Here is a 21,980-nt window from a genome sequence, read left to right as displayed (position 1 = left end):
CTCCTTGACGCAACGTTGCACCGCACCGCCCCAGGTGGTCCGGTCGCTGTCGTTCCTCACCTGAGAGCCTACGTCGAACAGACCCCCGAGCTTCCCCGGAGGTCCGCCGACTGGGACCGGAATGGGCCATGATTTGCGCAGTATTGCGACGTTTCGCCCGGCACGCCGTAATCCAGATCACCCGGATCCCAGGTCGAGCGACGCCCGTCAGTCCGTGGGCGTGGGGCTGGGATCCGGCGCCGGGTCGCGCAGCCGGCGCCGCAGCGAGGTGGTGGCGAGAGTGAGGGCCAGCACCACCAGCAACGCCGAGACCGCGATCAGGATGATCGCGGTGCGCTGCACCGACGACATCCCGCTGCCACCGGCGGCCCCGTCGGCTGGGAGTACGCCCTGCGAACCGGTCGGCGCGGGCGGCGACACCACGGGGGTGGCCAGGGCCGCCGCGGCCGTGATCCGGAAGCTCATCTGCACCTGCCGCGTCGGGCCGCTGCGCGGGTCGAGCTGGCCGATCACCGCGCCGGACAGCGGCGCCTCGCGCTGGGCCTCGGGCGTCGCCTCCACCGGGAGCTGCAGCTCGGTGGTCCCGTCCGCCGGCACCGTGCCGGCGTCGCAGCGGACCCGCGTGGGGCCGACTGCCACGCAACCGGCAGGTGGGGCCGGAACGCTCACCCCGGCCGGCAGGACCACCTCGATCCGGCCGGCGGCGTCCACCGTGCCGGTGTTGCCGAGCTGGACCGCGAGGGTGCTCGCCGCGCCACTGATGTCGAAGGTCACCTCGTCGGCGTCGAGCGAGATCCCGGGGACCGGCGGGCCGGGCGGGAAGAGCACCGCGAAGCCCTGGTTGTCGGTCACCTCGCCGGTCACCCCCGGCGCGCTCGCGGTGACCCGAACGGTCCCGCTCAGCGGCATCTGCTTCCACGCGTCGCCGGTCACCCGGAGCCGCAGGAGGCTGCTGAACCGCGCGCCCACGCCTGCCGTCCAGGCCCCGCACCGGTAGGTGCCGCCGCCGACTGCGGTGCATCCCTTCGTCCCGGCGTCGCTCAGGCCGGGGGGCACGGTGTAGGAGAGCCGTACCCGCTGCGCGGTGGTGCCGGTGTTTGTCACCGTGACGCGCAGCGTCGCGGTCGTGCTCGCCGCGTTCCAGTACGCCCTGGTCAGGGTGATGTCCCCGGTGGTGACCTGTACGCCCAGCGGGCTCGGCGGCGTTCCCGGGGGTGCCGGTGGGGCCGGCGGCCGGGGGGTGGACGGCCCGGTCGTGCCGCCCGGCGCGGGGGCGGTGGTCGTCTGCGCCGGGGGCACCTCCGGGGCGGTGGTCACCGGTGCCGGCGGGGTCGTCTCGGGCGGCGGCGCGGTGGTCTCCGGGGCCGGTTCGGTGGGCGACGGGTCGCCTCCCGGGTCCTCGGTCGGGGTGGGCTCCTGCGCCGGCGTGGTCTCGGGGTCCGTCTCCGGTTCGGTCGCCGGGTCGGTCGCCGCGGCGGCCACCGGGTACGCGTGCGGCACCGCCGCGCTGGCGAACGTCGGGGCCACGGCGAGCGCCGCCGCCAGGCCGAGTGCCAGCGAGGTCACCAGCAGAGCTGTCGGGCGTGGCCCTGCGGCCCGGCGATCGGGCGAGACCTTCACGCGGGCCATCTGTCCTCCGGTGACATGAGTGGGATTCCAATATTCGGTAACAGTTGCCCCAGTGCACTAGTCCCGTCCGGAAACAAATCCGTAACGTGTTCGGATCGGCCGCCCCGCTTGGGCGCTAGGCTGCCCATGTGACCGGTTACCTGGGCTCTTACGCGACGCTCGGGCTTCTCCTGCTCGCGAGCGTCCTGTTCTTCGTAGTGGCGTTCTCGGCCAACCGGGTGTTACGTCCCGCGCGTCCGGCCGACCCGCCCGGCAAGCGGACCAGCTACGAGTGCGGGCTCGACCCGGTCGGCGCGGACTGGGCGCAGATGCAGATCCGCTACTACGTGTACGCGTATCTGTACGTGCTGTTCGCGGTGGAGGCGGTGTTCCTCTTCCCGTGGGCTGTGGTCTTCGACCGCCCGGGGTTCGGCCTGGTGACGGTGGTGGAGATGGCGGTGTTCGTGGCGGTGCTGGCGCTGGGCATCCTCTACGCCTGGCGTAGGAACATCCTGCGCTGGACGTGACCGCCGAGGGCACCGGCGATCGTGCCGGTCCGCCCGACCGTTCGCGGCCGGCTACGGCGACGACCGGTCAGGCCAGACCCCGACGGGTCGCGGCGGGCGGGCGGTCACCGCGGATCGAGGCCACCATGTCCAGCACCCGACGGGTGGGCGCCACCTGATGGGCCCGGAACACCCGGGCACCCAGCCAGGCGGAGACCGCAGTGGCGGCGAGCGTCCCCTCCAGCCGCTCGGTCACCGGCAGGTCGAGTGTCTCGCCGATGAAGTCCTTGTTGGAGAGCGCCACCAGCACCGGCCAACCCGTCCCGGTCAGCTCGTCCAGCCGACGGGTGATCTCCAACGAGTGCCTGGTGTTCTTGCCGAAGTCGTGCGCCGGGTCGATGAGGATGCCGTCGGGGCGTACCCCCGCCGCCACCGCGCCCTCGGCGAGCCCGGTCACCGTCGCGACCACGTCGGCCACCACGTCGTCGAACGCGGCCCGGTGCGGACGGGTCCGCGGGACCAGCCCGCCCGCGTGTGAGCAGACCAGGCCCGCGCCGGTCTGCGCGGCCACCCGGGCCAGCGCGGGGTCGGCGCCCGACCAGGTGTCGTTGAGCAGGTCCGCGCCGGCGGCCACGGCCTCCGTCGCCACCTCGGCGCGCCAGGTGTCGATGGAGATCACCACCTCCGGGAACGCGGCCCGGACGGCGGCGATGGTGTCCACCGTGCGCCTGATCTCCTCGGCGACATCCACCTCGGCGCCGGGGCCGGCCTTCACCCCGCCGATGTCGATGATGGCCGCGCCCTCGTCCACCGCTCGCTCGACCGCGCGCAGCGCGCTGTCGGCGGCGAAGGTGGCACCCCTGTCGAAGAACGAGTCCGGTGTGCGGTTGACGATCGCCATCACCACCAGCTCGTCCGGGGCGAACGTCCGCCCGCCCAGCCGAAGCGCCCCGGCCATGCCCGCCTCCTGAGGATCCGCACCCGGCGCCGCCGCGTCGGTGCGTCCCGACGCTAGCCGGTCGGACTGCCGCGCCGCAGTGCGGCCGTGGGCGCCGATCGTGATCGGGGTGGTGGGGTCGCTACCGGCCGGCCGTCGTGCCACGATCAGTGCATGGGTCAGCTTCTGCTCCTCCTGGTCGTCGCGTTGACCGTCGCGGCTGTCGTCTTCGGTGTGACGGTGCTGGTCAGCGGTCGCGACCCCGGCCTGGTGCCGGTCGAGCCGGATTCCCAGGCCGTGCCGCTGCCCGGCACCCGGCCACTGCGCGAATCCGATGTGGCGGCTGTCCGTTTCGACACAGGCCTGCGCGGGTACCGGATGGCCCAGGTCGACCAGGCGATGCGCCGCGCGGCGTACGACATCGGCTACAAGTCGGAGCTGATCGGCGTACTGGAGTCGGAGGTCATCGCGTTGCGTGAGGGCCGTACCGCCGACGCGGACGTGCTGCGCAAGGCCCGCGAACAGTCGGCGAGCGCGGCTGAGCAGCCGGACGCCACCTCCTCCCCGGCGGACGCCGACGGCGTGGCTCCCGTCGACGCGGCGACTTCTGCCGATGACGCCGAGCGGGCGGCCCCGCTCGGCTCGACCGACGCCGACGAGCGGGCCGACGCCAGCTCCTCGGCCGCGGACGCGGACGGCGTGGCCCCCGCCGCCGACGACACCAGCAGGAACGACGCGGTGGTCCGGTCGGAGTCGGCGTGACCGGCCCGGAGGGCGGCGACGATCTGCGGGAGGCGGCCCAACCCGGCGCCGGCGAGGTGACCGCCACCGTGATCGTCGACGCCCCGGCGGAACGGGTCTTCGCCGCGTTGCTGGCCTGGGAGCGCCAGTCCGACTGGATCCCCTTCACCCGGGTGCGCGTCGTCGAGGGCGACGGTCGCGAGGGCAGCCGGATCGAGGCGGTGACCGCGATCGGCCGGGCGACCCTGCGGGACGAGATGCGGGTCGTCCGGGTCGACGAGCCGTACGAGATCGGCGTGGTGCACTACGGCCAGTTGCTGCGCGGCCCGGGTGTGCTGCGCTGCACCCAACTGGACCGGGCCCGTACCCAGGTCGTCTGGCACGAGTGGTTCCACCTGCCGGGCGGCCGGGCCGGCCGGCTGGCGTGGCCGGTGCTGTGGCCCGGTTCCAAGCTCGGCCTCACCCAGGCGCTGAAGAGGTTCGCCCGTCTGGTCGAGCAGGGCCGGCTGCCCTGAGCACGCCCGGCGTCGGCTGCCATCCCGGCGCCCGGAACAGGTGGCCGGCGCGGTGCCGCCAACTCGCCGCGGAACGCACGTCCCGGCCGATCGACGCGTACTCGTGGAAGGCCACCCGGACCGGGTTGTAGCTGCCGACGTTCTTGGTGAGCCCGTACACGCAGCGTTCCCGCTCCGGCGCGAACGAGCCGAACAGCCGGTCCCAGACGATCAGGATGCCACCGAAGTTGCGGTCCAGGTAGCCGCCCTGCGAGGCGTGGTGCACCCGATGGTGCGACGGGGTGTTGAACACGAACTCGTACCAGCGCGGCATCTTGTCGATGCGCTCGGTGTGGATCCAGAACTGGTAGAGCAGGTTGACCGACCCGCAGAACGCCACCACCGCCGGGTGTACGCCGGCCAGGACCAGCGGGATGTAGAAGATCCAGCTGGTCAGGCCGGTCCACGGTTGGCGCAGCGCGGTGGAGAGGTTGAACCGCTGCGACGAGTGGTGCACCACGTGCGACGCCCAGAGGATCCGGATCACGTGGTGGCCCCGGTGCGACCAGTAGTAGAAGAAGTCCTGCGCGAGCAGGACCAGTGGCCAGGTCCACCAGACCTCGGCCACCCGCAGCGGGGTGAGCGCGTAGAGCAGCGCGTACGCGGCGGCGATCGGCACCTTCCAGAGCAGGTCGGTGAAGACGCTGCCGAGCCCCATGGCGAGGCTGGTGGCGGTGTCCGCGCCGCCGTAGCCGACCTCGTCGTCGTCGCGGTGCAGCAGGTAGGACACCCGCTCCAGCACGATGAGCAGCAGGAAGGCCGGGATCGACCAGGCGATGACGTCCGGGAACTCCTTCATCGCGCCACCTCCAGTGCCGTCGGCGGTGGGGGAGCACCGGTGGGTGACCCCGTCCTACCGGTCGGTAACAAGCACCATAGGCAGCCGGGCGGCCGGTGGCAATGGGCTGTCGGTGCGATGCCCTAGCGTGGTCGAGGTGACTGACCTGGTGATCGGCGCCGACGGGCTGGCCCGCTGCGCCTGGGGGGCGAGCACCCCGGACTACGCCGTCTACCACGACACCGAGTGGGGGCGGCCGCTGCGCGGCGACGACGCCCTCTACGAGCGGATGACACTTGAGGCGTTCCAGTCCGGCCTGTCCTGGCTGACCATCCTGCGCAAGCGTCAGGCGTTCCGGCTCGCCTTCGACGACTTCCACATCCCGACCGTCGCCCGGTACGACGACGCCGACGTGACCCGCCTGCTCGCCGACGCAGGCATCGTCCGCAACCGGGCCAAGATCGAGGCGGCGGTCGCCAACGCCCGCGCCGCGTTGGAGCTGCCCGAGGGGCTGTCCACGCTGCTCTGGTCGTTCGCCCCGGAGCAGCGGCCGGCCCGTCCCTCCTCGTTCGCCGAGCTGGCGCCGATCACCCCGGAGTCGACGGCGATGGCCAAGGCACTCAAGAAGCGGGGCTTCCGGTTCGTCGGCCCCACCACCGCGTACGCGCTCATGCAGGCCACCGGAATGGTCGACGATCACATCGTCGGCTGTCACGTCACCCTCGGCCCGGCGGCGTGATGAGATGGCAGGCATGACGACCGAGACCGCACAGCGGGCCGGTGCGGCCGGCAACGCCGACGGGACGGGCACCTGGGCCGTGCTGCTGCCCGCCGAGCGGTACGAGGCCGAGCGGCTCGTGCACCACGACACGCTGGAGCTGACCGGGCTGACCGACGTCTGCCGGCCGAGGCCGGGTGACCGGGTGGCCGTGCTCGCCGACGCGCCACCCCGGCTTGTCGCGCTCGGGCGGGTCAGCATGCCGGCGCAGCGGCACTCGGAGGACCCGGACGACCCGCAGGCCACGCTGGAGCCGGCGACGCTCGTCGTCGCGTACACCCGGCGGGCCTTCGACGAGCCGGTGCCGGCCGACCTGCTCACCCTCGACGGGCCGGTCACCGCCCTGGAGCCGGCGGCCTTCCGGGCGCTTGCCGACCAGCTCGGCCCGCCACCGGCGCGACGCACCTGGCTGGTCAGCCTCGACCTGCCCATCGAGGCCGACACCCCGGCCGAGGCGGTCCGCCTGTTCTGGTCCTACGTGCAGGAGCTGGGCCCGCGCGAGCTGCCCGCGTTCGTGTCACCGTCCGGCGACGAGCTGGCCATGCAGGCGTTCGTGCTGGGCGCCGAGGCCAACCAGGACCCGGAAGAGGACGACTAGAAGAGCTCGTCCAGGCGTCCCCGCCAGTCGGCGAGCACCGGGCCCGGGTCGGCGCCCAGCACCCGTTCCAGAAGCGTCGCGTAGACGTCCCGGAAGTCGGTTGTGTATTTCAGGTCGCCGTCGTCGAGGTCGGTGAGGCTGGGCGCCTCGCCGTGCCAACCGCCGCGTACCCCGGCGCCGAGCAGCAGCATGTCCGACGCGGTGCCGTGGTCGGTGCCGTCCGAGGCGTTGGCCTTCACCCGGCGACCGAACTCGGAGTAGACCGCCACCACCACCCTGCGGCCGGCCTCGGTGCGGGCCATCCGGTCGGCGAACCCGGTCAACGCCCGGTCCACCTGTCCCAGCAGGACGGCCTGCAACTGCTTCTCGTCGGCGTGCGTGTCGAAGCCGCCAAGCGACACCGAGAAGACCCGGGTGGACACCCCCGCCTCGACGCACCGGGCCACCAGGTCCAGCTGCGCGTCGAGCGGTGTGCGGGCACCGCCGGTGGCGGTGGCGGGCGCCTGCTCGCCGTCCGGGTCCGCCGCGTCCGGGTCGGCCGAGTCGCGTACCTGGCGGATCATCTCGTCCACCGAGCGCAGGTCGGCGAAGCAGGCGGCGGCGCGTCCCCGGGCCGCCGACTCGCCCGCCTCGGGGGCGGCGAACGCGGCAAGCGTCTCCGCCGACAACCCCTTGGCGGCCTTGCGGTCGGTCACCGGCACCGCGGCGCCGGCGCTACGCTCCCCGGCCAGCAGCGGCGGCAGCGCCGGCTCGAAGGAGACCGCCAGCCGGGGGTCGCCACCCGCCCGGTCCAGCCAACGGCCCAGCCAACCGGTGGTGCCCGGCCGGTCCGGTTGCGCCGTGTGCCAGATGTCCATCGAGCGGAAGTGGCTGCGGTCCGGCTTCGGGTAGCCGACGCCGCGCACGATCGCCAGCCCACCGTCGGACCAGCGCCGGTGCAGGCCCTCCAGGGCCGGGTTCAGGCCGAAGTCGTCGTCCAGGCGCCGCACCTCCGAGTCCGGGTACGCCAGCTCCGGGCGGGCCGCCCGGTAGGCCGGGTCGCCGTACGGGATGACCGTGTTCAGGCCGTCGTTGCCGCCGTACAGGGTGACCAGCACCAGCGTGTGTGACTGCGGGTCGCGGTCGCCCGCCGTGTCCAGCAGGTCCCGCAGGCTGTACGCGCCGGCCCCGGCGGCCAGCGCGCCCGCGCCCACCACTCCGCTGGTGAGCAGGAACCTCCGTCGGGTCAGGGTGTCCATCTCTCGACTCCTCCGCTCAGCTGACTGTGTACTCGGGGCTGACCAGGCCGGCGGCCAGCAGCTTGCGGGGCTCGCCGGCCAGTGGGGTCAGGGCGGCCCGGGTGCGGGCGCCCCAGCCGTCGACGACGAGCAGCCGGGCCAGCGCGTCGGGTCGGCCGGCGGCGGGCGCGGCGGTCAGCCGGTCCAGCACCACCGGTGCCGTGGCGGCGGCAAGCATCCCGGCCAGCCGGAGTCGGGCCTGCAACGACGAGGTGGTCAGCCAGGCCGCCCCGGCCGGCCAGCCGCCCACGCTGGGCGGGCGCAGTGGCACCTGGTCCAGTGCGTTCAGCCCGCCCAGCAGTTGTTTGCGCTGCTGCTCGGGCAGCGCCGACGGGCGGATGCCGAGCTGGCGCAGCGCGCCGACCAGCCACTCCACCGGCTGCTTCACAAGCGTGCCCCGGCTCTGCGCGAAGGCCGGCGCGGACAGGACCGCGCGCAGGGTCGCGGCGGTGTCCGCGCCGGCCAGGCCGTCCGGCGCCGGGACGTCCGCGCCGGCGTAGCGGAACCACAGCCGCCCGGCCACGAACGTCGCGGCCGCGGGCTGGGCGGCCAGCAGTTCGGCGTACGCCTCGGCGTCGAAGCGGCCGCTGCGCCCGAGGATCGTCTTCTCCCCGGGGTCGTGCCGGCGCGCCTCGAATCGGGCGGTGCCGGCCCGCCGGTCCACCACCCAGCCGGTCAGCGCCCGCGCGCCGGCCTTCACGTCGGCCTCGGTGTAGCCGCCGATGCCGAGGGTGAACAGCTCCATCAGCTCGCGGGCCAGGTTCTCGTTCGGCGCCTTTCGGGTGTTCTTCTGCCCGTCCAACCAGATGATCAGGGCCGGGTCGCGCACCATCGCGGCGACCAGTGGACCGAGCGGCCCCCGGCCGTGCCGGCGCAGCGTGGCCAACTGCCCGAGCATCATCGAGGCCGAGCGGACCTTCTGCGCGCTCGTGGCCCAGTGCCCGTGCCAGAAGAAGAGCAGCTTCTCGCTCAGCCCGTCCTCGGCGGCCACCATCCGGTCCAGCCACCACTCGGTGACCTGCTGGAGCTGCCTGCGGCGCTCCGCGTTGGCCTTCTGCCGCTGCTCGCGGGTGGACTCCCTGGTCAGCGCGGCGTACGGGTCGGCGGGCAGCGCCGGCGGCGGGGTGGCCGCCGCGCCCCGGTCGGCCCGGCCCGGGGCGAGCAGCCGATCCAGCGTCGCCGCCGGTCCGGCCCGCTCGGCCGCGTCCACCTCGTCGGCGGTCGGCCCGAAGGTCGCCCGGCGCAGCAGGTGCGCCACCGCTTCACGATCGCTCATGGGAGCCGACGCTAGGCGGCAGGTGTTCGAGGACGGTAAGGCCGAGGTGCGAATCGCGTTCAGTGTCCCTCGAAGACCGGTTTCTGCTTGGCGACGAAGGCGAGGGTGGCCGCCCGGTGGTCGTCGGTGGCACCGCAGATCGCCTGCGCCTGCGCCTCGGCCGCGAGGGCGTCGGCGAGGGTGCCGGCGTCGGCGATGGAGAGCTGCCGCTTGATCGCCCCGTACGCGACCGTGGGGCCGGCCGCCAGTCGGGCGGCCAGCTCCTGCGCGACCGGCAGCACCTGCTCGTCGTCGTCCGTCAGCCGGTTGAGCAGGCCCAGCTGGCAGGCCTCCTGGGCGCGTACCGGCTCGGCGAGCATCAGCAGCTCCACGGCCTTGGCGTGGCCGACGAGCCGGGGCAGCGTCCACGACGCGCCGGTGTCGGCGGCGAGGCCGACCTTGGCGAAGGCCATCAGGAAGCTGGTGCTCGGGCCGCCGATCCGGATGTCGGCGAGGAACGCCAGGGAGGCCCCGGCTCCGGCGGCCATCCCCCGGACGGCGGCGACGACAGGCTTGGGCAGGTTGGCCAGCCGCGCGGCGATCGGGTTGTAGTGCGCCCGGACGGTGCCCAGCGGGTCGGCGGAGCTGTTCTCCAGGGTCGACACGTGCTCGCGCAGGTCCTGGCCGGCGCTGAACGACCCGCCCGCCCCGGCCAGCACGACCGCCCGGCAGGACCTGTCGGTCTCCAAATCCGCCAGGGTGTCCCGCAGCGCCTCCTTCAGCGCCACGTCGAGCGCGTTCATCGCGTTCGGCCGGTTCAGCGTGAGGGTGACGACGGCGTCGGTCCGGTCGACGAGCAACGGCTCGGTCACGTGTCTAACGACCCTTCTGTCTGACGATGCGGTTGCCGGCGTCGAGGCAGTGCTCGACGTACCGGTCGGCGGCCGGACGCAGGCGGGCCGCGTGCCGGTCGAAGAAACTGGCCGCGGCGGTTCCGGGCCAGCGCTCGGGCAGCAGCGCCGGGGGCAGCTGCGGGTCCCGGAACAGGAAGGTACGCCACGCGTGCACGAGCCGGAACCGGGCCGCGTACGCCTCCTCGTCGCTGCTGCGCACGGTGACCGCGGCGAGCAGGGGGCGCTGGTCGGCGACGAAGCGTTCGTACGCGTGGCCGATCTCGGTGAGGTCCCACGCCCGGCGGACCACGCCCATCGCCCCGGGCGTGCCTGAGTAGTGCGAGGCGGTGAACCGCTCGAACCGGATGCCGGCCTCGGCGAGCAGCAGGTCGACGTCCTCACCGGGTCGGGTGGCCACCCAGGTCTGCTCGTCGAGGGTGCCGTAGCCGAGGAAGCTCAGGGTGGCGGCGAGCCGCTGCCGGTCCCGGCGGGAGCCGGGCGCCTCCAGGACGAGCAGATCGAACCGTCCGTCCCACGTGACCCGGCCGGTCCGGTAGATCCGGGCGGCCGCCTCGTCGAGTCGGCGGGCGGCTTTTGGCGTGATCGAATATCCCGGTCCGGATGCCAGACGGAGCGGGTCGAGCCAGCCCTGACGCACCATCCGGGACACGGCGGTGCGAACTGCCGGCGGTGCGATTCCCAACGGTGCCAGTAGCTTGACCAGGGCGGCGACGGGTGCCCGGCCACCCCGGGGCCGGAGGTGGTCGCCGTACAGGTCGAAGAGTGCCGACCGTGCCTGCATGACCGCACATTGTGACAGGCCTTCTCAAGATAAGCTAGATGCTGTTACATCAATGCTGCTCCGGTTTGGGTCCGGCGGTGTTTATCAGGGAAAATCGTTGGTCGACACCTCCGCGACGGTTGCGGGCGGTCGAGACGAAGTGGCTGTGGGGCAACCCACCGACCCTGGTGTAGGTCTGAGGGGAGACAACATGGCGGCGATGAAGCCGCGGACGGGCGACGGTCCGCTGGAAGTCACCAAGGAGGGTCGGGGCATCGTCATGCGGGTCCCGCTGGAGGGCGGTGGCCGGCTCGTCGTCGAGATGACTCCCGACGAGGCCAACGCGCTCGGTGACGCGTTGAAGGCAGCCGCCGGCTGAGTGAGGAGTGGCCCGGGCGGTGCACGCCGCCCGGATCGTTCCCCAGACCCTGAGCCACCGGTACCACCGGTGGCTCAGGGTCTTCATCGGTGCGGGCCGGCAGGTCCGGTCCCGCTCCGCGACAGTTCCTGGAGGTGCGGTTCCGCGTGCTCGACATCCGTCTCGTCGCCGAGTCCGATCGGCTCGACGTCCTCGTCCTGCCCGTCCGTCCGGCCGGTCAGGCCACCGGGGGTGAGGCGTCGGCAGTGCCGGCGCCGACCGCCGTGGCACCCCCGGACGGCACCGCCGACGAGGCGGACGCACTGACGCCTGTGGCCCGGCTGACCGGTCGGGCCGGCGAGATCCGCACCCAGCTCCGACCCGGGCGTACCCCCGGACGACTGCTGCTGCTCGGCATCGGCGACGGCGACGAGGCGGCCTGGCGTACCGCCGGGGCCGCTCTGGCGCGCTCCTGCGCCGATGAGACGCACATCACCATCGCGCTGCCGACCGAGGTGACCCCGGCGGTCGTCCGTGGCCTGTCCGAGGGCCTGCTGCTCGCCTCGTACCGGTTCCGGCTCACCGAGGCCGGCGACACACCCGCGCTCGGCGGCGTCGACCTGCTGCTCACCGACCCGGCCGCGTACGAGTCGACGGTCGCCACCGCCCGGACCACAGCGGCGATGACCCGCCTCGCCCGCGACCTGACCAACATGCCGTCCTCGGAGAAGAACCCGCAGTGGTTCGCCGAGCAGGTGGCGGCCGCCGCAGCCGACCTTCCGGGCCTGGGACTGCGGGTCCGTGGTCCGGCCGAGCTGGCCGCCGAGGGCTTCGGTGGGATCCTCGCCGTGGGCGGCGGCTCGGCGAGCGGTCCCCGCCTCGTCGAGCTGGACTGGCACCCCGCCGGCGCGCGCACCCACGTGGTGCTGATCGGCAAGGGCATCACGTTCGACACCGGCGGCATCTCGATCAAGCCGGTCCCGGCGATGAAGCTCATGCGCAAGGACATGGCGGGCGCGGCTGCCGTCGTCGCGGCCACCCTCGGCGCCGCCGAGCTGGGACTGCCGATCCGGATCACCACGCTGGCCCCGCTCGCGGAGAACATGGTCAGCGGCTCGGCGTTCCGCCCCGGCGACATCGTCCGGCACTACGGCGGCATCACCAGCGAGACGACCAACTCCGACGCGGAGGGCCGGCTCGTCCTGGCCGACGCGATGGCGTACGCGGTGCAGCAGCTCAAGCCCGACCTGCTGCTCGACCTGGCGACGCTCACCGGCGCCAACGCCGTGGCGTTGGGCAAGCGCACCGCAGCCCTCTACAGCGACAACGACGAGCTGGCCGCCGACGTGCTGGCGGCCGTGGAGGCGGCCGGCGAGTCCGCGTGGCGGATGCCGCTGCACACCGACTACGTCGAGTACCTGGGCAGCGAGATCGCCGACCTGTACAGCGCGCCCGCCCAGGGCGCCGGGTCGGTACTTGCCGCGCTCTACCTGCGCGAGTTCACAGGCGACCTGCGGGACCGCTGGCTGCACCTGGACATGTCGGCGCCGTCCTGGGCGGACGCCGACCAGGCCGAGGTCAGCCGCGGCGCCACCGGCTGGGGTGTGCGCTCGCTGCTGCGCTGGCTGGCCAGCGTCGCCTGACGGTCAGCACTTCACCGCGGCGAGCACCCCGTGCCCGACCGGGAGCAGCGCCGGAATCCAGTGCTCCGACTCCCGGACCGCCTTGATCGTCTCGCGGACCGTCACCGTCTCGGCGTCCCGGGCGGCCGGGTCACCGATCCGGCCGCCGGCCAGCATGCCGTTGAGCGCGAGCACGCCACCCGGGCGCAGCAGTCGCAAGGCGGCCTCCACGCAGGCGTGGAATCCCGTCGCCTCGGCGTCCACGAAGACCAGGTCGTACGCGCCGTCGGCGAGCCGGGGGAGCACGTCCAGCGCGCGACCGGTGATGATCCGGGTACGGCCGGCGGCGAAGCCCGCCTCGGCGAAGATCCGCCTGGCGATCCGCTGATGCTCCACCTCCAGGTCGATGGTGGTGAGCACACCGTCGGCGCGCATGCCGCGCAGCAACCACACACCGCTCACCCCGGTGCCGGTGCCGATCTCCACCACCGCCCGGGCGTTGCCGGCGGCGGCGAGCAGCCGCAGCGCCGCGCCGGCGCCGGGGGTGACCGCGTCGAGGCCCACCTCGTGGGCCAGGCTGCGGGCGGTACGCAGGACGAGATCCTCGGTGACGTACGACTCGGCGAACTGCTGAGCCTGGGTCGTCGAATTGCCGGAACCGGCGACCGTGGCGATGGGGCACCTCCGGGGGCGGTGCGTGGTGCGGGGGCGGGTTGGCACTGTGAGCGTAGAGGCGACCGTTCCGGGACGCAGCCGCGGCTTCCGTCGTACGCGATCACCGGGGGCAACCGCTGACTCCACCGCGCGCATCCGTGCAATCCTGGAGGCGGTATCCCGTCAGCCGCGCCCACACCGGACCGTGGCCGGGCGACGCGGCGCGGGATCCGGGGACGGACTGGGAGGCACCGACGTGACCGACGGCTGGGACTGGCGCCGGGGCGGTGAGACTCCGGCGCCGGTGCGACCGACCGGGGCAGGGGTCCCGCCTGTGGGGCCACCGGGCGCGCCGGGGGCCGGCAGCGCCCCTGTGGCGGCGCCGGGCGGCGTACCGGCGGCAGGGGGCCCGCCACCGGTGGCTGCCCCGTACGCCGGGTCGCCGCCACCTGGCGGGTCCGGCGTCGGCCCGTCGCCCTGGTGGTCGGACGCGCTCGCCGATCCGTGGCGGGATCCGGCGGCACCTGCCGCGGTGGTGGTGCCCGCCGTGGTGGCCGCCGGCACCGAACCGGAGCCGGTCACCGATCCGGACGCGTCGCCGGGCCGCCCGGCGCTGCGTCATCTGCTGCTCATCCCGCTGATCACCGCTCTGCTCGCGGGCGCCCTCGGCGGCGCCCTGGGGTACGCGTTCGCGGTGCGTGGCGGGGCGGGCGCGACGGTCCTCGGTCAGGAGGCGGCGCAGCCGCCCGCGCTGGCCCAGCGCAAGCCGGAGTCGCTGGCCGGGGTCGCCGAACGGGTGCTGCCCAGCGTGGTGACGGTGCGGGTGAGCAGCCTCGGCGGCACGAGTGAGGGTTCCGGGTTCATCGCCAGCGCCGACGGTCACGTGATCACCAACGACCACGTGCTGGCCGGAGGCAGCGGCAAGGCCTCGGTGGTCTTCAACGACGGCAGCACCGCGCCGGCGACAGTGGTCGGTCAGGACCCGGAATCGGACATCGCGGTGATCAAGGTGAGTCGGACGGGACTGCGGCCTGTGGAGTTCGGCAACTCCGACGCGCTCGCCGTCGGCGACCCGGTGCTCGCCGTCGGCTCGCCGCTCTCGTTGGCCAACACGGTCACCGCGGGCATCGTGAGCGCCCTGGACCGCACGATGCAGGCCGGGGAGCCGGGTGGGCCGGTGCGCTACTACGCGGCGATCCAGACCGACGCGGCGGTCAACCACGGCAACTCGGGTGGCCCGCTTGTCGACGGGGCCGGGCGGGTGGTCGGGGTGAACTCGACGATCAAGTCGTTGGTCGCCGAGGGGCAGGAGGCCGGCAACATCGGCCTCGCGTTCGCCATCCCGATCAACCAGGCCAAGCGGGTGACCCAGGACATCATCGGCACCGGCAAGGCCCGGCGTACGGTGATCGGCGCCCAGGTGGGTGGCCCGGGCGCGGGTGCCGGCGGCGGCGTACGGCTGGCGGCGGTCGAGCCGTCCGGGCCGGCGGCCGGCGCCGGGCTGCGGGTCGGTGACGTGATCCTGAAGCTCAACGGCCGGCCGATGACCGAGCCGACCGATCTGATCGCCCTGGTCCGCAAGTTCGCGCCCGGTTCGGTGGTGACTGTCGAGTTCAGGCGTGGGTCCGATCGGCAGAACACGTCGGTCACCCTCGCCGCGGACGCCAAGTGAACAGCGGCGCACCCCCTGCCCGAAAGCGGCCTCACGTGCGTAGTCTTGCTGCTGACGCCGAGAGGAGGCCCGCAGGATGCTCGACAACCTGAACTGGTGGGAGATCGGTGCGCTGCTGCTCCTGGCGCTGTTGATCTTCGGTGACCGGCTGCCCGCCGTGATCACCGACGGCCTGCGGTTGGTGCGTAACCTGCGCAACATGGCCCGCAACGCCACCGGCGACCTCAGTCGCGAGCTGGGCACCGACATCCAGCTGGAAGACCTGCATCCCAAGGCGTTCATCCGCAAGCACCTCCTCAGCGAGGAGGACGAGGCGGCGATCCGCAAGCCGTTGCAGGGCGTCTACGACAACCTGCGCGCGGACGTCAGCGGCGTGCACAACGACCTGAAGGACGTGGCGAACGCCGCAGACATCAGGTCCACCGGCACGCGTCCCGGCACGGCCACCGGCACCCCCTCGGCGCCGGCCCCCCGGGTCAGTTACGACGACGCCACCTGACCGACAGGGCACCTCGATGAACGCGCCCCGCAGGCCCGAGTGGCCGGCGGGGCGTCGTCGATCAGGGGGTGCTCAGCGCCCGGCGGGCTTGAGGCCGAGCGGCTTGCCGAGCAGCGACTCGCGGCGCAGCGCCAACCGGTCAGCGATCGTGCCCAGTGCCTGCGCGGCAGGCGACTCCGGCTCGGCAAGCACGATCGGGTTGCCCGCGTCGCCGGCCTCCCGCACCCGGGTGTCCAGCGGGATCTGCCCGAGCAGCGGCACCTGGGCGCCGATGGTCTTGGTCAGCGACTCGGCGACGGCCGTGCCACCCCCGGCACCGAAGATCTCCATCCGGGAGCCGTCCGGCAGCTCCAGCCAGGACATGTTCTCGATGACGCCGACCACCCGCTGGTGGGTCTGCAGGGCGATCGCACCGGCCCGCTCGGCCACCTCGGCGGCGGCGGTCTGTGGGGTGGTGACGATCAGGATCTCCGAGTTGGGCAGCAGCTGGGCCAGCGAGATGGCCACGTCACCGGTGCCCGGCGGCAGGTCGAGCAGGAGCACGTCCAGGTCGCCCCAGTAGACGTCGGCCAGGAACTGCTGCAACGCCCGGTGCAGCATCGGGCCACGCCACACCACAGCCGCGTTGCCGGAGGTGAACATGCCGATCGAGATCACCTTCACGCCGTGCGACTGCGGCGGCATGATCATGTCTTCGACGCGTGTCGGTCGGGCGTCCGCGCCCAGCATCCGGGGCACCGAGTGGCCGTAGATGTCGGCGTCGACCACACCCACGGAGAGCCCGCGGGCGGCGAGCGCAGCGGCCAGGTTGACAGTCACGCTGGACTTGCCGACGCCGCCCTTGCCGCTGGCCACCGCGTACACCCTGGTCCGTGAGCCGGGCTGGGCGAACGGGATGACCGGCTCCTCGCTGGCACCGCCGCCGCGCAGCTGCGACTGCAACGACTGCCGCTGCTCCGGGGTCATCACACCGAAGTCGATCTCCACACCGGTCACCCCGGGCACCGCGGCGACCGCGGCGGTGATGTCCGTACGCAGCTTGTCCTTCAGCGGGCAGCCGGCGACGGTGAGCAGCAACTCGACCCGTACGACCCCGCTGTCGGCGATCGTGGCCGAGCGGACCATGCCCAGCTCGGTGATGGGCCGGCGGATCTCCGGGTCGTTGACGGTGGCCAGGGCGGCCTGGATCGCGTCCTCGACGGTGCTGACGGGTGCTGACATGCCCGCAATGCTACGTCGAGGGGCATCCGCTGCCGCCTCTGCCCGGCGCGGTGTGAGCCAATCGATTACCTGCCGGTCAGCCCTCCGACCGGCGCGGGCCGGTGCCGTCCGGCCGGGTGCCACGGGCGAAGTCGCCGTCCAGGTCGTCGCGCGGCTCGTCCAGCCCCACGCCGTCGTCCGCCCGCTGGGCACGCCGCTCCTGCCGGCTGTCCCTCTCCTGCTGGCGGCGCTCCAGCCGCTGCCGGCGCTGCCCCGCCTCGTCCAGCTCCTCGGCGAGCCGGGTCAGCTCGGAGCGCAGGAAGTCGCGGGTGGCGACCTCGCCGAGCGCGATCCGCAGCGCGGCGATCTCCCGGGCCAGGTACTCGGTGTCCGCCTTCTGCGCGGTGGCCCGCCGCCGGTCCTCCTCCGACGCCAGCCGGTCCCGGTCGGCCTGCCGGTTCTGGGCCAGCAGGATCAGCGGCGCCGCGTAGCTGGCCTGCAACGACAGCACCAGGGTGAGGAACGTGAAGGTGTACGGGTCGAAGCGCAGATCCGCCGGGGCCAGCGTGTTCCACAGGAACCAGATCGTGATGACCACCGTCATGATCACGATGAAGTTCGCGGTGCCCATGCCCCGGGCGATGCCCTCCGACCACCTGCCGAACGCCTCCGCGTCGAACCGGGGCAGCTTGACTCCCCGGGGCTCGCGCGGCTGGTCGAGCCGCTCGGCCCGCCGCTGCTCAGCCATCCGCGCCGTCCAACGCCGCGTCGGTGACACCCGGCGCGGTCAGGGCGTCCCGGTCGCGCCAGTCCCGGGGCAGCGAGTGGTCCAGCACGTCGTCCACGGTCACGGCGCCGACCAGCCGGTTGTTCCTGTCGATCACCGGCATGGCGACCAGGTCGTACGTGGCCATCCGGCGGGTGATCTCCGGCAGTGGGGTGGTGGGCCGCAGCGGGTCGATGTCGTTGACCACCACCTTGCCGAGCAGGTCGGCAGGGGGTTCGCGCAGCAGCGCCTGGAAGTGCACCATGCCCAGGTAGCGGCCGGTAGGAGTGTTCTGCGGGGCGCGGGTCACGAACACCTGCGCGGCGACGGCGGGGGAGAGCTGCGGTTCCCGGATCCGGGCGAGCGCCTCGGCGACTGTGGCGTCCGGCGGCATGATGACCGGTTCCGAGGTCATCACGCTGCCCGCCGTGCCAGGCGTGTACTTGAGCAGCTGACGCACCGGGTCGGCCTCGTCCGGCTCCATCAGGTCCAGCAGGACGTCCTGCTCCGGCGGGGGCAGTTCGTTGAGCAGGTCCGCCGCGTCGTCCGGGTCCATCTCCTCCAGGACGTCGGCGGCCCGTTCCCGGTCCAGCGCGGCGAGAATCTCCACCTGGTCGTGTTCCGGCAGCTCGCTGAGCACGTCTGCCAGCCGCTCGTCGTTGAGGGCTGCCGCGACCTCGTTTCGTCGCGAGTCGGGCAGGTCCTGAAGGGCGTTGGCCAGGTCGGCCGGGCGCATGTCCTCCAGGACGGCGAGCAGGTTCGCCGTACCCCTGTTGTCGGCGATGCCGCTGAGGCCGCGCACCCGGTCCCACTCGACCTGGTGCAGGTGGCCTCTGCGGCTGAGTCGGCTGGTCTGCTCGCGGACGGCGACCCGGCTCAGCGACCACTCGCCGCCCCGGGTGCACTCCATCGCGACGTCCACCACCGCGCCGGGCTGGCCGCCCGGATCGAGGTTCACCCGCCGGTCCAGCAGCTCCTGGAGCACGAGCAGCTCGTTGGGACGCTTCTCGAACCGGCGCAGGTTGAGGGTGCCGGAGCCGAGCACCACGGCGTCCGCGTCGATGGACGTGATCCGGTTGATGGACAGGAAGATCCGTCGACGCATCGGCATCTCGGCGACGAGACCCACCACCTCCGGAGGACGTTTGGTCGCCCGGAGCCGGGCCACGGCGTCACGAATCCGGCCCACCTGGTCACCGTTCGGATCGAAGACGGCGACTCCGGCGAGGCGGGCGATGTAGACCCGGGTCGGCGTGCTCACGGGCACCAGCCTAAGCGCCTAGTGTTTATCAACATGTCGACCTTGGCGTACGAGATCGTGGACGTCTTCACCGACCGCCCCTTCGCCGGCAACCCGCTGGCCGTGGTGTTCGGCGCGGAGGCGCTGGCGACGGAGCAGATGCAGGCGCTGGCGCTGGAGTTCAACCTTTCCGAGACGGTGTTCGTGCTGCCCCCGACGCAGGTCGGCGCCACCTACCGGGCCCGGATCTTCACCCCTGTCGAGGAGTTGCCGTTCGCCGGGCATCCCAGCGTCGGCGCGGCGGTGACCGCGAGCCGGCGCGGAATGTTCGGTGTGGGGCGGATCACCCAGGAGTGCGGTGCCGGGGTGCTGCCGATCGAGGTGACGGCGTCCGGTGCGACGCTCACCGGTGGCACCCCCACCCTCGGCCCCGAGTTGGACGCCGAGCCGTTGCTGGAGATCGCCGGCCTGGACGCCGACGACCACGCCGGACCGGCACCCCGGGTGGCCGGCTGCGGGTTGGAGTTCCCCTATCTGCCGGTGCGGCCGGAGGCGCTGGCCCGGGCACGGGTGAACCCGGCTGCGGCGGAGCGGTACGGGGTGGCACACGTCAGCGTCTTCTCCTGGGACGCCGCCGCGCAAACCGCGCACGCCCGGGTCTTCGTGCCGGGGCTCGGCGTACCGGAGGATCCGGCGACCGGTTCGGCGGCGCTCGGGCTCGGTGTCTGGTTGGTGGCGAGTGGCCTGCTGCCCGGTGAGGGCATGTCGGAGTACGCCGTCCGCCAGGGTGTGGAGATGAACCGTCCGTCCGCGCTGGCCTGCACGGTCACCGCCGCGGGTGGTGTGGTGGTCGGCGCGACGGTCTCCGGCCAGGTGATGCCCGTGGCCCGTGGCGAGATCGCCGTGCCGCCCTTCGTGGGCTGACCGGCGGGCAGCCGTCCATGCGGGAGAATGCCTGTGTGACGGACGAGGATGCCCGCGGCGGCACGCCGCTGGTCGACGAGGCGATGAAGAAGGCCGCCGTGGCCTGGGTCAGCGTGGCCGGTGGGCCGGCGCTGGCGCTCTGGTGCGCCCCGCTGGAGGGGGCGCTCTTCGTGGTGAGCGGTCCCGGTGAGCAGGCCGCGCCGGGCCTTGCCGACGCGACCGAGGCGCAGGTCACGCTGCGCGGTGACCACGGTGGCCGGATCGTCACGTGGCCGGCCCGGGTTTCCCGGGTGCGCCCGGGCACCGAGGCGTGGGACACCACCGCGCCGCTGGTGGCGGCCAAGCGCCTGAACGCTCCGGGCCCGACCGCTGACCTGGTCGCACGGTGGGCCGCCGACGGCTGCGCCGTGAACCGGCTCGCCCCGGCCGGTACGCCGCTTGCCGGCGCCGACCTGCCGTCCGACGCGCAGTCCGAGTCGCCCCGCGCCACCCCTGCGGTGCGGGCCACCCGCAAACCGTTCCGCCTGCACCGGGTCCGCCGCCGCTGAGACCGGTGGCCGGGCCGTCAGGCCACACCCACCACCTCGACGTCGGAGTCGACGAGGTCGAGCACCTCGCGCAGGGTGCCGAGCACCGGCCCGCGCCAGTCCCGGTCGGCGTTGAACACCATGTGTTCGCCGAGGTCGGGCGCGGCGAGCCGGACGGCCGTCATCCCGGCCCGCTCGGCCCCGGTCAGCTCCTGACTGCCGCCGTCGCCGACGTAGAGGCAGTCCGCCGGCGCCAGCCCGAGCCGGCGACAGGCGGTCAGGTAGAGCGCCGGGTCCGGCTTGCACTGTCCGACCTGCACGGAGAAGACCCGCACGTCGACAAGCGGGGCGACCGCGAGATGCGGGAAGAACGCCGGCAGTTCGTGCGTACAGTCGCTGATCACCCCGGTGCCCAGGCCGCGCCCGCGCAGGGCCGTGAGCACCGGCACCGCGTCGGGGCGCAGCCGGGTGTCCGCGCGGACGGCCCGGTGCCGGGACGCCACGGCCGCGCGCAGCGCATGGTCGCTGGGGTGTACGCCCACCTGGGCGCACACCCACCGTAGGGTCGCCTCCGCGTCGCCGAGCCGGCCGGTGGCCCGCTCGTAGTAGGTGCGGTCCAGCACCTCGGTCAAGGTGTCGGTGGGGCATCCGAGCAGTTCGGCGGTGCCGAGGTGGGCCACCCCGCGCTGCACCGAACGGGTGAGCGTGCCGAAGAAGTCGAACAGAACCGCCTGGTAGCTGGGCATGTGGGAACGCCTCCGGGCGGTCAGGGGTCGCCGACGGGACCGCGTGATCGTAACGGAGTGCTGACCGTCCGTGTTGGCCGTCATACGTGTGAGGATTGCTCCCCGTGGCCCCACAGTCATCCCGCCCGTCCCTGGACCCGCTGACCACAGGCGCGGTCGGCCTGGCCGTCGTCGCTGTGTCGTCGTCCGGGCCCCTGATCGCGTACGCCGCCGCTCCCGCGCTTGCCATCGCGTTCTGGCGCAACCTGCTCGCGGTCGCCGTGCTGAGCCCCTTCTCCCTGGCCCGGCGCCGGGCCGAGTTCCGCAGGCTGACCGTCGGCGCCGGCCGGCGCGAGGGCCTGTTCTGTGTCCTGTCCGGTGTCGCGCTGGCCGGGCACTTCGCCACCTGGGTGCCGAGCGCGCAGCTCACCTCGGTCGCCGCGGCCACCGCCCTGGGTGCCACCCAGCCCATCTGGCAGGGGTTGATCGCCCGCGCCCAGGGGCGGCGGCTGCCGCTGGTCGTGTGGATCGGCGTCGCGGTGGCGGCCGGCGGCGCGGTGATCGCCACCGGCGCCGACGTGGGCGTGTCCGGCAGGGCCGTCGTCGGTGACCTGCTGGCGGTGACCGGTGGCATCTTCGCCGCCGTCTACACCGCCTTCGGTGAACGCGCCCGGGCGAGCATCAGCACCACCACGTACACCACCATCTGCTACGGCATCTGCGCGCTCATCCTGCTGGTGGTCTGCCTTCTCGGTGGCGTACGACTGGTCGGCTTCGACCCGCGCACCTGGCTGGCCATCCTGGCCCTGGTGGCCGGCGCCCAACTGCTCGGGCATTCGATGTTCAACTACGCCCTGCACAAGATCTCGGCGACCACCGTGAGCGTGCTGATCCTGCTGGAGGTGCCCGGCGCGGCGCTGCTCGGCTGGGCGTGGCTGGGCCAGTCGCCCCGCCCGTACGCGCTGCTGGGGATGGCGCTGCTGCTGGTCGGGGTGGCGGTGGTGGTGCTGGGTGGCGCCCGGGCCGGCCGTCGCGTCACACCACCCACCCCGCTACCGGCCGACCCGGCCCCGCTGGACGGCTGACG

Annotated in this window: 24 protein-coding genes; 12 read left to right on the top strand and 12 right to left on the bottom strand. The window is 73.3% G+C overall.

Translation table 11 applies throughout. The features are described from left to right. Window positions 1-207 precede the first annotated feature (207 nt). Window positions 208-1,629 carry a hypothetical protein gene (locus ACZ6N8_RS03745; RefSeq protein ID WP_466007242.1) on the bottom strand — a complete coding sequence of 474 codons (1,422 nt, stop codon included), beginning with the start codon at window positions 1,627-1,629 and terminating at the stop codon, window positions 208-210. A gap of 128 nt (window positions 1,630-1,757) precedes the next feature. On the opposite strand from ACZ6N8_RS03745, the gene ndhC reads away from it, so the two are divergent. Next, on the top strand, window positions 1,758-2,135 hold the full coding sequence (gene ndhC, locus ACZ6N8_RS03740; RefSeq protein WP_139587019.1) for an NADH-quinone oxidoreductase subunit A: 378 nt from the start codon (window positions 1,758-1,760) through the stop codon (window positions 2,133-2,135). Between the two features lie 67 nt (window positions 2,136-2,202). Here ndhC and folP read toward each other — a convergent pair whose 3' ends face one another. Further along, the gene (folP, locus tag ACZ6N8_RS03735) at window positions 2,203-3,072 is read right to left on the bottom strand and encodes a dihydropteroate synthase (protein ID WP_466007239.1); all 870 of its coding nucleotides are present in this window, start codon (window positions 3,070-3,072) and stop codon (window positions 2,203-2,205) included. 153 nt (window positions 3,073-3,225) lie between these two features. Here folP and ACZ6N8_RS03730 point away from each other — a divergent pair, with 153 nt between their 5' ends. Beyond that, on the top strand, window positions 3,226-3,813 hold the full coding sequence (locus ACZ6N8_RS03730) for a DivIVA domain-containing protein (protein ID WP_466007237.1): 588 nt from the start codon (window positions 3,226-3,228) through the stop codon (window positions 3,811-3,813). After that, window positions 3,810-4,307, top strand: a complete 498-nt coding sequence (locus ACZ6N8_RS03725; RefSeq protein ID WP_466007235.1) for an SRPBCC family protein — start codon at window positions 3,810-3,812, stop codon at window positions 4,305-4,307. Before ACZ6N8_RS03730 ends, ACZ6N8_RS03725 begins: the two co-directional genes overlap by 4 nt. Here ACZ6N8_RS03725 and ACZ6N8_RS03720 read toward each other — a convergent pair. Beyond that, window positions 4,252-5,145: a sterol desaturase family protein gene (locus tag ACZ6N8_RS03720; RefSeq protein ID WP_364368559.1), complete on the bottom strand. Its 894-nt coding sequence runs from the start codon at window positions 5,143-5,145 to the stop codon at window positions 4,252-4,254. The two genes, ACZ6N8_RS03725 and ACZ6N8_RS03720, sit on opposite strands and share 56 nt — an antisense overlap. 136 nt (window positions 5,146-5,281) lie before the next feature. Here ACZ6N8_RS03720 and ACZ6N8_RS03715 point away from each other — a divergent pair, with 136 nt between their 5' ends. After that, on the top strand, window positions 5,282-5,863 hold the full coding sequence (locus ACZ6N8_RS03715; protein WP_466007233.1) for a DNA-3-methyladenine glycosylase I: 582 nt from the start codon (window positions 5,282-5,284) through the stop codon (window positions 5,861-5,863). Window positions 5,864-5,876: 13 nt separating this feature from the next. Then, window positions 5,877-6,500, top strand: a complete 624-nt coding sequence (locus tag ACZ6N8_RS03710) for a hypothetical protein (RefSeq protein WP_466007231.1) — start codon at window positions 5,877-5,879, stop codon at window positions 6,498-6,500. Here the strand turns inward: ACZ6N8_RS03710 and ACZ6N8_RS03705 are convergent. From ACZ6N8_RS03705 to ACZ6N8_RS03690, 4 genes are read right to left on the bottom strand one after another with little or no spacing between them, the layout of a single operon-like run. Then, a complete protein-coding gene (locus tag ACZ6N8_RS03705) occupies window positions 6,497-7,738 on the bottom strand; it encodes a DUF1501 domain-containing protein (protein WP_466007230.1) in 1,242 nt (413 codons plus the stop codon). The genes ACZ6N8_RS03710 and ACZ6N8_RS03705 overlap by 4 nt on opposite strands. 16 nt (window positions 7,739-7,754) lie before the next feature. Further along, on the bottom strand, window positions 7,755-9,053 hold the full coding sequence (locus ACZ6N8_RS03700; protein WP_466007229.1) for a DUF1800 domain-containing protein: 1,299 nt from the start codon (window positions 9,051-9,053) through the stop codon (window positions 7,755-7,757). Between the two features lie 59 nt (window positions 9,054-9,112). Then, entirely contained in the window at window positions 9,113-9,904 is a 792-nt protein-coding gene (locus tag ACZ6N8_RS03695; protein ID WP_466007227.1) for an enoyl-CoA hydratase/isomerase family protein, read from the bottom strand. Window positions 9,905-9,908: 4 nt separating this feature from the next. Next, window positions 9,909-10,727: a PaaX family transcriptional regulator gene (locus ACZ6N8_RS03690; protein ID WP_364368541.1), complete on the bottom strand. Its 819-nt coding sequence runs from the start codon at window positions 10,725-10,727 to the stop codon at window positions 9,909-9,911. A gap of 190 nt (window positions 10,728-10,917) precedes the next feature. Between ACZ6N8_RS03690 and ACZ6N8_RS03685 the strand changes: the two genes are divergently transcribed. Together ACZ6N8_RS03685 and ACZ6N8_RS03680 are read left to right on the top strand one after the other, a co-directional pair. Continuing rightward, window positions 10,918-11,085 carry a DUF3117 domain-containing protein gene (locus tag ACZ6N8_RS03685; RefSeq protein WP_007455245.1) on the top strand — a complete coding sequence of 56 codons (168 nt, stop codon included), beginning with the start codon at window positions 10,918-10,920 and terminating at the stop codon, window positions 11,083-11,085. A gap of 146 nt (window positions 11,086-11,231) precedes the next feature. After that, window positions 11,232-12,707, top strand: coding sequence for a leucyl aminopeptidase family protein (locus ACZ6N8_RS03680; RefSeq protein WP_466007225.1), 1,476 nt, complete (start codon window positions 11,232-11,234; stop codon window positions 12,705-12,707). A gap of 3 nt (window positions 12,708-12,710) precedes the next feature. On the opposite strand, the gene ACZ6N8_RS03675 is transcribed toward ACZ6N8_RS03680, so the two are convergent. Further along, window positions 12,711-13,280: an O-methyltransferase gene (locus ACZ6N8_RS03675; RefSeq protein ID WP_387114185.1), complete on the bottom strand. Its 570-nt coding sequence runs from the start codon at window positions 13,278-13,280 to the stop codon at window positions 12,711-12,713. Between the two features lie 301 nt (window positions 13,281-13,581). Between ACZ6N8_RS03675 and ACZ6N8_RS03670 the strand changes: the two genes are divergently transcribed. Next, window positions 13,582-15,012, top strand: a complete 1,431-nt coding sequence (locus ACZ6N8_RS03670) for a S1C family serine protease (protein WP_466007323.1) — start codon at window positions 13,582-13,584, stop codon at window positions 15,010-15,012. 76 nt (window positions 15,013-15,088) lie between these two features. Next, window positions 15,089-15,511, top strand: a complete 423-nt coding sequence (locus ACZ6N8_RS03665; protein ID WP_364368532.1) for a twin-arginine translocase TatA/TatE family subunit — start codon at window positions 15,089-15,091, stop codon at window positions 15,509-15,511. Between the two features lie 72 nt (window positions 15,512-15,583). On the opposite strand, the gene ACZ6N8_RS03660 is transcribed toward ACZ6N8_RS03665, so the two are convergent. From ACZ6N8_RS03660 to ACZ6N8_RS03650, 3 genes are all read right to left on the bottom strand, one after another. Beyond that, window positions 15,584-16,732 (bottom strand): Mrp/NBP35 family ATP-binding protein, encoded by a 1,149-nt coding sequence (locus ACZ6N8_RS03660; RefSeq protein ID WP_466007223.1) that lies wholly within the window; start codon window positions 16,730-16,732, stop codon window positions 15,584-15,586. Window positions 16,733-16,808: 76 nt separating this feature from the next. Then, window positions 16,809-17,459, bottom strand: coding sequence for a DUF1003 domain-containing protein (locus tag ACZ6N8_RS03655; protein ID WP_466007221.1), 651 nt, complete (start codon window positions 17,457-17,459; stop codon window positions 16,809-16,811). Beyond that, complete coding sequence (locus tag ACZ6N8_RS03650) at window positions 17,452-18,738, bottom strand: magnesium transporter MgtE N-terminal domain-containing protein (RefSeq protein WP_466007219.1); 1,287 nt, start codon at window positions 18,736-18,738, stop codon at window positions 17,452-17,454. The genes ACZ6N8_RS03655 and ACZ6N8_RS03650 overlap by 8 nt, the downstream gene beginning before the upstream one ends. A 33-nt stretch (window positions 18,739-18,771) precedes the next feature. Between ACZ6N8_RS03650 and ACZ6N8_RS03645 the strand changes: the two genes are divergently transcribed. Together ACZ6N8_RS03645 and ACZ6N8_RS03640 are read left to right on the top strand one after the other, a co-directional pair. Further along, window positions 18,772-19,641 (top strand): PhzF family phenazine biosynthesis protein, encoded by an 870-nt coding sequence (locus ACZ6N8_RS03645; RefSeq protein WP_139587002.1) that lies wholly within the window; start codon window positions 18,772-18,774, stop codon window positions 19,639-19,641. 17 nt (window positions 19,642-19,658) lie between these two features. Beyond that, window positions 19,659-20,189, top strand: a complete 531-nt coding sequence (locus ACZ6N8_RS03640) for a hypothetical protein (RefSeq protein WP_466007218.1) — start codon at window positions 19,659-19,661, stop codon at window positions 20,187-20,189. A 17-nt stretch (window positions 20,190-20,206) separates the two neighbouring features. Here ACZ6N8_RS03640 and ACZ6N8_RS03635 read toward each other — a convergent pair whose 3' ends face one another. Then, a complete protein-coding gene (locus tag ACZ6N8_RS03635; RefSeq protein ID WP_466007216.1) occupies window positions 20,207-20,914 on the bottom strand; it encodes an HAD family hydrolase in 708 nt (235 codons plus the stop codon). Between the two features lie 95 nt (window positions 20,915-21,009). Here ACZ6N8_RS03635 and ACZ6N8_RS03630 point away from each other — a divergent pair, with 95 nt between their 5' ends. Further along, the gene (locus ACZ6N8_RS03630) at window positions 21,010-21,978 is read left to right on the top strand and encodes a DMT family transporter (protein ID WP_364368513.1); all 969 of its coding nucleotides are present in this window, start codon (window positions 21,010-21,012) and stop codon (window positions 21,976-21,978) included. The last annotated feature ends 2 nt before the right edge of the window (window positions 21,979-21,980 follow it).

It is taken from the genome of Micromonospora sp. NPDC047521, assembly GCF_055587305.1.
Note: the sequence above shows the minus strand (reverse complement) of the source record. Positions and strands in the feature narration are given on the sequence as shown.

Coding starts and splice junctions, on each gene's coding strand:
- ACZ6N8_RS03745 (WP_466007242.1), bottom strand. CDS start 1,629: ATGGCCCGCGTGAAGGTCTCGCCCGATCGCCGGGCCGCAGGGCCACGC.
- folP (WP_466007239.1), bottom strand. CDS start 3,072: ATGGCCGGGGCGCTTCGGCTGGGCGGGCGGACGTTCGCCCCGGACGAG.
- ACZ6N8_RS03730 (WP_466007237.1), top strand. CDS start 3,226: ATGGGTCAGCTTCTGCTCCTCCTGGTCGTCGCGTTGACCGTCGCGGCT.
- ACZ6N8_RS03720 (WP_364368559.1), bottom strand. CDS start 5,145: ATGAAGGAGTTCCCGGACGTCATCGCCTGGTCGATCCCGGCCTTCCTG.
- ACZ6N8_RS03710 (WP_466007231.1), top strand. CDS start 5,877: ATGACGACCGAGACCGCACAGCGGGCCGGTGCGGCCGGCAACGCCGAC.
- ACZ6N8_RS03705 (WP_466007230.1), bottom strand. CDS start 7,738: ATGGACACCCTGACCCGACGGAGGTTCCTGCTCACCAGCGGAGTGGTG.
- ACZ6N8_RS03700 (WP_466007229.1), bottom strand. CDS start 9,053: ATGAGCGATCGTGAAGCGGTGGCGCACCTGCTGCGCCGGGCGACCTTC.
- ACZ6N8_RS03690 (WP_364368541.1), bottom strand. CDS start 10,727: ATGCAGGCACGGTCGGCACTCTTCGACCTGTACGGCGACCACCTCCGG.
- ACZ6N8_RS03685 (WP_007455245.1), top strand. CDS start 10,918: ATGGCGGCGATGAAGCCGCGGACGGGCGACGGTCCGCTGGAAGTCACC.
- ACZ6N8_RS03665 (WP_364368532.1), top strand. CDS start 15,089: ATGCTCGACAACCTGAACTGGTGGGAGATCGGTGCGCTGCTGCTCCTG.
- ACZ6N8_RS03660 (WP_466007223.1), bottom strand. CDS start 16,732: ATGTCAGCACCCGTCAGCACCGTCGAGGACGCGATCCAGGCCGCCCTG.
- ACZ6N8_RS03655 (WP_466007221.1), bottom strand. CDS start 17,459: ATGGCTGAGCAGCGGCGGGCCGAGCGGCTCGACCAGCCGCGCGAGCCC.
- ACZ6N8_RS03645 (WP_139587002.1), top strand. CDS start 18,772: ATGTCGACCTTGGCGTACGAGATCGTGGACGTCTTCACCGACCGCCCC.
- ACZ6N8_RS03640 (WP_466007218.1), top strand. CDS start 19,659: ATGCGGGAGAATGCCTGTGTGACGGACGAGGATGCCCGCGGCGGCACG.
- ACZ6N8_RS03635 (WP_466007216.1), bottom strand. CDS start 20,914: ATGCCCAGCTACCAGGCGGTTCTGTTCGACTTCTTCGGCACGCTCACC.